Source organism: Myxococcus sp. CA051A, from assembly GCF_013336705.1.
Classification (GTDB): Bacteria; Myxococcota; Myxococcia; order Myxococcales; family Myxococcaceae; genus Myxococcus; species Myxococcus llanfairpwllgwyngyllgogerychwyrndrobwllllantysiliogogogochensis.
Genome location: NZ_JABUMS010000002.1, coordinates 928487 through 934087, shown reverse-complemented (window position 1 = coordinate 934087; position 5601 = coordinate 928487). Strand labels below are relative to the sequence as shown.

1 protein-coding gene is annotated in these 5601 nt (G+C 71.6%); it reads right to left on the bottom strand.

Annotation, left to right across the window (positions count from 1 at the left end):
• Positions 1-11: 11 nt before the first annotated feature.
• On the bottom strand, positions 12-5585 hold the full coding sequence (locus HUA74_RS09205; RefSeq protein WP_174454205.1) for a type I polyketide synthase: 5574 nt from the start codon (positions 5583-5585) through the stop codon (positions 12-14).
• Between the last annotated feature and the right edge of the window lie 16 nt (positions 5586-5601).

The window sequence follows — 5601 nt, the reverse complement described above, 5'->3', positions numbered from 1 at the left end:
GGGGGTTCTCTTCACTCAGCCAATGCGGCGAGCTTCTCCGCGAGGAGCGCCTCGGCCTCTTCGTCCGAGAGCTGATTGACGTTGTTGACGAGCACGGCTTCGAGCGCCGCCGCTTCATCGCGGGGCTGCTCGGCCTGAGTCGTGATGGGAAGTTTCAGTTGCTCGGCCAGGTGCTCGACGAGTGACTCCACCGTCGGGTAGCGCCACACCAGCGTCGCCGGGAGCCGCAGCCCCAGGCTGGCCTCGAGCCGGTTGCGCAGCTCCAGCCCCATGAGCGAGTCCAGCCCCATGTTGCCGAAGGGCTGCTGCGGGTCGATGCGGGAGGGCGCCAGCCGGAGCACATGCCCGGCCTGCTCGCACAGGTGTGTTTCCAGCAGTTGTGCCCGCTTCGGCCGTTCCGCCGCGCGGAGCGTCTCCACGAAGGCGCCCCGGTCCGCCGGGCCTTCCGCGCGACGGGACTGCTCGCCAGCGAGCCGTGACAGGAACGGCGACTTCGCCGCCGTCAGGTAGAACTCGCTCCACTGGCGCATGTCGAAGCGCATCACCACCACCCGCGCGTGGGAGCCCGTCAGAATCCGGCCCAACGCCTCGAGCGCCTGCGCCGGCGGCATGCTGTCCACGCCTCGCTGGGAGATGCGCTCGCCGCGAGCCTCCGCCGCGGCCGCCAGTCCCACGCCAGCCCAGGCGCCCCAGTCGACGCTCAGCGCGGGCAGGCCCAGTCCCCGCCGGTACGACGCCAGCGCGTCGAGGAAGAAGTTGGCCGCCGCGTAGTTGCCCTGTCCCGGTGAGCCCAACAGCGAGCCCGCCGCCGCGAAGAGCACGAAGCTGTCCAGCGGCAGGGCCTGCGTCAGCACATGCAGGTTCCACGCGCCATGGACCTTGGGCTCCATCACCTTGCGCAGGCGTTCCGCGGTGAGGTTCGCCAGCACGCCGTCATCGAGCACCGCCGCCGCGTGGAAGACTCCCCGCAGCGGAGGCATCTGGGCCGCGAGTTCACCGAACACCCGCTCCAGGTCCGCTCGCACCGCCACGTCGGCCTTGCACACCCGGACCTCCGCGCCCGCCGCGCGCAGCCCCTCCAGCGTCCGCTGCGCCTCCTCGGAGGCACCGCCCCGGCCCAGCAGCGCGAGGTGGCGGGCGCCGCGCTCCACCAACCACTCCGCGAGCTTCAGGCCCAGACCTCCCAGGCCGCCGGTAATCAGGTACGTGCCATCGGCGCGAAGCTCCGCCGGCGCGGCCTTGCTTCGCTCCATGCGCGACAGTCGGGCCACGAACCTCGCGGGCCCCCGAAGCGCGACCTGCTCCTCCGGCGTCGACGCGAGCAGCTCACCCGTGAGCCCGCGTGCCTGGTCCTCGTCGAGCGCGCCCAGGTCCACCGAGCAGCACCGGAGCTCGGGGTGCTCCAGCGAGAGCACCCGGCCCAGACCCCAGATGGGGGCCTGCTCCACATGGAGGACCTGCTCCGAGGGACGGGGGGCCTGGACACCTTCCGTCACCAGCCACAAGCGAGGCATGTCACGGAAGCCCGAAGCCACCAGCGCCTGCGTGAGGTGGAGCGCACTGCCCGCCCCGAGCATCCGCGCTCGCGCCAGGGCCTGGGGCCCGTCCTCGGGACGAGGCGCATCCAGGCTGAAGAGGTGGACGACGCCCCGGCACGATTGCCGCCCGGCGCCGAACTCGGCCTCCAGAATCCGCTCGAAGCCTTCCACCCGGGACGGGTCGACCACGTAGTGCCCGGGCTCGATGAGGCGGGACTCCTCGCCGTGAGAGACGAGGATGCACCGCTCGCCGCGCGCGCTCAGCGCCGCCTGCAACTTCCGGCCGAAGCCCTGGCGGTCCAAGAGCACCAGCCAGGCCCCAGGCGTGGAGTCCGGAGCGGGCGTCACCTGCTCACGCGGCATCTCCTGCCAGTCGACCTGATACATCCACGAATCGACCTCGTCGGAGGACCGCCGCCGCATCGCCTCCAGCCGGCGGCACAGCAGCCCCCGGGCCTCCATCAGCACGCGGCCCTCGCCGTCCAGCAACGTCACATCCGCTTCGAGCGAGCCCGCGCCGCTGCGAGTGCCGGGCCGGATGCGGGCGTGTCCCCACAGCTCCCCGCCGGGGCGCCCGTGGGCGCGCAGGCTCTCGACAGCCATCGGAACGAACGTCTCTCCCGGCCGGTCGCCCAACCCCGCTCCGTTGATGACCTGGAGGCAGGCATCCAGCAGCGCCGGATGGAGCTGATGGGCCGCCATCTCCGAAGCAACCGACGACGACAGCTCCAGGCGCCCCACCGCCTCCCCGGGCCCCTTCCACAGCTCCTTCAGCAGTTGGAAGCTGGGACCGAAGTCGACGCCTCGCTCCTTCATGAGCTGGTAGTGCGTCTCACCGTCCATCCGCTCCGTGCACCGCGCACGCGCCTCGTCGAGCGGGAAGGCCTCCGCCGCCTCGGCTTCACGGAGCCGGCCCTCGGCGTGCAGCGTCCAACCACCGCCCGCTTCCGTGGACCGGCTGAAAATCTGGAACCGCTTCGCTCCGCCCTCGTCCGGGGTGAAGCGCATCTGCACCGCGAGCGGCTCGTCGCGGGAGAGCACCATCATCTCCTGGAAGCTGACGTCCTCGAGCGCGTGACGCGTGGGCCCCAGCGCCTCGGCGGCACCCGCGAGCGCCATCTCGAGATAACCCGTCCCAGGAAGGACGACCTCTCCGTGCACGACGTGGTCACCCAGATACGCCGGGCTGTCCGCCAGCAGCCCGGTCTGCCACAGGTGCGCGCCGTCCTCTCCGGCCAGCGCCACGTGGGACCCCAGCAACGGGTGCTGCCCGGCGACCAGGACCTGACGCGCACGCGGGGATGACTCGAACCAGAAGCGCTCGTGCTGCCAGGGATAGGTGGGGAGCGCCGCCCGGAGGCCCCGCACCGGGTGCTGGCGCTGGAGGTCCACCGCGTGTCCCATCGCGTACAGGGAGCCCAGCGAGGACAGCATCGAGCCCCGCTCATCCTCGTTGCGCCGGAGCGAAGGCAGCACCGCGCCCTCGCGCCCGAGGTGCCTCAGGTGTTGCTCCACGGCGGGCAGGAGGATGGGATGCGGGCTCAGCTCGATGAAGATGTCGTGTCCGTCGACCGCGAGTCGCTCGATGGCCGTCGAGAACAACACCGGCTCGCGGAGGTTGTCGGCCCAGTAGGAAGCGCCGAACGCCGCGCCATCCGTCAGCGCTCCCGTCACCGTCGAGCAGATGGGGACACGCGACGCGCGGGGTGAGATGCCCTGGAGGGCCGCGAGCAGCTCCGGCCGCAGCGAGTCCATCTGCGGGCTGTGCGACGCGACGTCCACCTTCACGAAGCGGCAGAAGACCTCCCGCTGCGTGAGCGCGCCGGAAATCTTCTCGAGGGCACCAGGGGCTCCCGAGAGGACGGTGGAGCGCACGCTGTTGCTGACCGCGACGGAGACCTGGTCCTCGAAGCCGCGCAGGGCCTCCTTCGCCTCTTGCAGCGTCAGGTCCACCAGGAGCATGGAGCCCTGTCCACTCACGCCGCGCAGCAGCCGGCTTCGGCGGCAGATGATGGTCGCCGCGTCCTCCAGGCTCAGCGTGCCGGCCACGTGTGCCGCGGCCACCTCGCCCATGCTGTGGCCCACCACCGCGTCCGGCTCGATGCCCCACGCGCGCCACAGCTCCGCCAGCGCCACCTCCATGGCGAAGAGCACGGGCTGGATGACGTCAATCTCGTGCAGACGACCCTGGCCCTCCTCGGCCGCGAGCTCCGCCAGGACACTGAAGTCGGCGCAGGCCCGGATGGCCACGTCGCACCGCTCCAGCGCGGCGCGGAACGTGGGCTCCTCCTGGAGCAGCCTCCGACCCATGCCCAGCCACTGCGAACCCTGGCCTGGGAAGACGAAGACGACCCGGCGGCGGACCTGCCCCGAGCCGCGCCCGATGGCCGCTCCAGGCACGGACTCGCCCCGCGCGAATGCCTCCAGCTTCTCCACGAAGTCGGCGTGCGTGCGGCCCGCGAGCGCGAGCCGCTGCTCGTGGTGGGAGCGCGACAGGGCCGCCGTGGCGCACACGTCGCGCGGCGACACGTCCGGGTGCTCGGTGAGCCAGCGCGCGTGACTCGCGGCCATCGCCCGGAGCGCGTCAGCGCCGCGCGCCGAGAGCACGAGCAACTCCGCGCCTCGCGAAGGAAGCGGAGGCTGGGGCGCCGGAAGCGGAGGCTCCTGCAGGATGACATGCGCGTTCGTTCCACTGATTCCGAACGCGCTCACCCCCGCCAGACGCGGCTGCCCGGCACGCGGCCACGGCTGTACCTGCGTCGGGACGACCACGGGCGCGCCGTCCAGGACGATGTCCGGGTTGAGCCGCTGGAAGTGCAGGTTCGGAGGAATCGCCTCGTTGCGCAGCGCGAGCGCCGTCTTGAGGACACCGGAGAGCCCGGCCGCCGCCTCCAGGTGGCCGAGGTTCGTCTTGACCGAGCCCACGAAGAGCGGCGACTCGGCGCTCCTGCCCGTCGCCAGCGCCCGCGCCAGGGCCTGAAGCTCGATGGGGTCGCCCAGCGAGGTGCCCGTCCCGTGGGCCTCGACGTAGGAGATTCGCGAGGGCTCCAGGCCACCGCTCGCCAGGGCCTGGGCGATGACGCGCTCCTGCGCCGGGCCGTTGGGAACCATCAGTCCACTGCTGGCGCCGTCCTGGTTCACCGCCGAGCCTGCGACGAGCGAGAGAATCTCGTCACCGTGGGCCAGGGCATCGGAGAGCCGCTTGAGCACCAGGACGATGCAGCCCTCCGCGCGCACGAAGCCATTGGCGGAGGCATCGAACGTCTTGCAGCGCCCGTCAGGCGCGAGCCCCCTGCTGCTGGACAGCGCGATGGTCGCGTCCGGCATCAGCATCAGGTTGACGCCCGCGGCCAGCGCCACGTCGCTCTCGCGGTTGCGCAGGCTCTGGCAGGCCAGGTGGAGCGCGACGAGCGACGACGAGCACGCCGTGTCGATGGCCATGCACGGCCCCTGGAGGCCGAGCGTGTAGGAGAGCCGGCCCGCCGCCGCGTTCAGGGAGGTCCCCGTCAGGTGGTAGATGTCCGGGGCCCCGCCGAGCTGCCGCGCCTGGAGCTGCGCGTAGTCACTTCCGATGATGCCCAGGAAGACGCCCGTCTTGCTTCCGGCGAGCTGGTCGGGCGGCTGGCCCGCGCGCTCGAGCGCCTCCCACGCGACTTCGAGCAGCATGCGCTGCTGCGGGTCCATGCGCGCGGCTTCGCGAGGCGACACGCCGAAGAACGCGGCGTCGAAGTTCTCCACGCCGTCGAGGAAGCCTCCCCAGCGCGCATAGGTGCGGCCCTGCTTCATCGGGTCGGCGTCGAACAACGCCTCCGCGTCCCACCGCTCACGGGGCACTTCGGTGATGGCGTCCACGCCCTCGTGCAGCAGCCGCCAGAATGCCTCCGGCGTCCGCGCGCCCCCCGGCACGCGACACGAGGTGCCGACGATGGCGATGGGCTCCGAACGCGTCCGCTTGAGGGCCTCGCTCTCCGCGTGCAGCTCGAGCGCCAGCAACACGAGCCTCTTGGGAGGGAGGCTCGAAATCTTCTCGTAGAATTCTTTGCTCATCGCCGTCGTGCCCGCC

Excerpts from the sequence above, each read along its gene's own strand:
- HUA74_RS09205 (WP_174454205.1), bottom strand. The coding sequence starts at position 5,585 with ATGAGCAAAGAATTCTACGAGAAGATTTCGAGCCTCCCTCCCAAGAGG.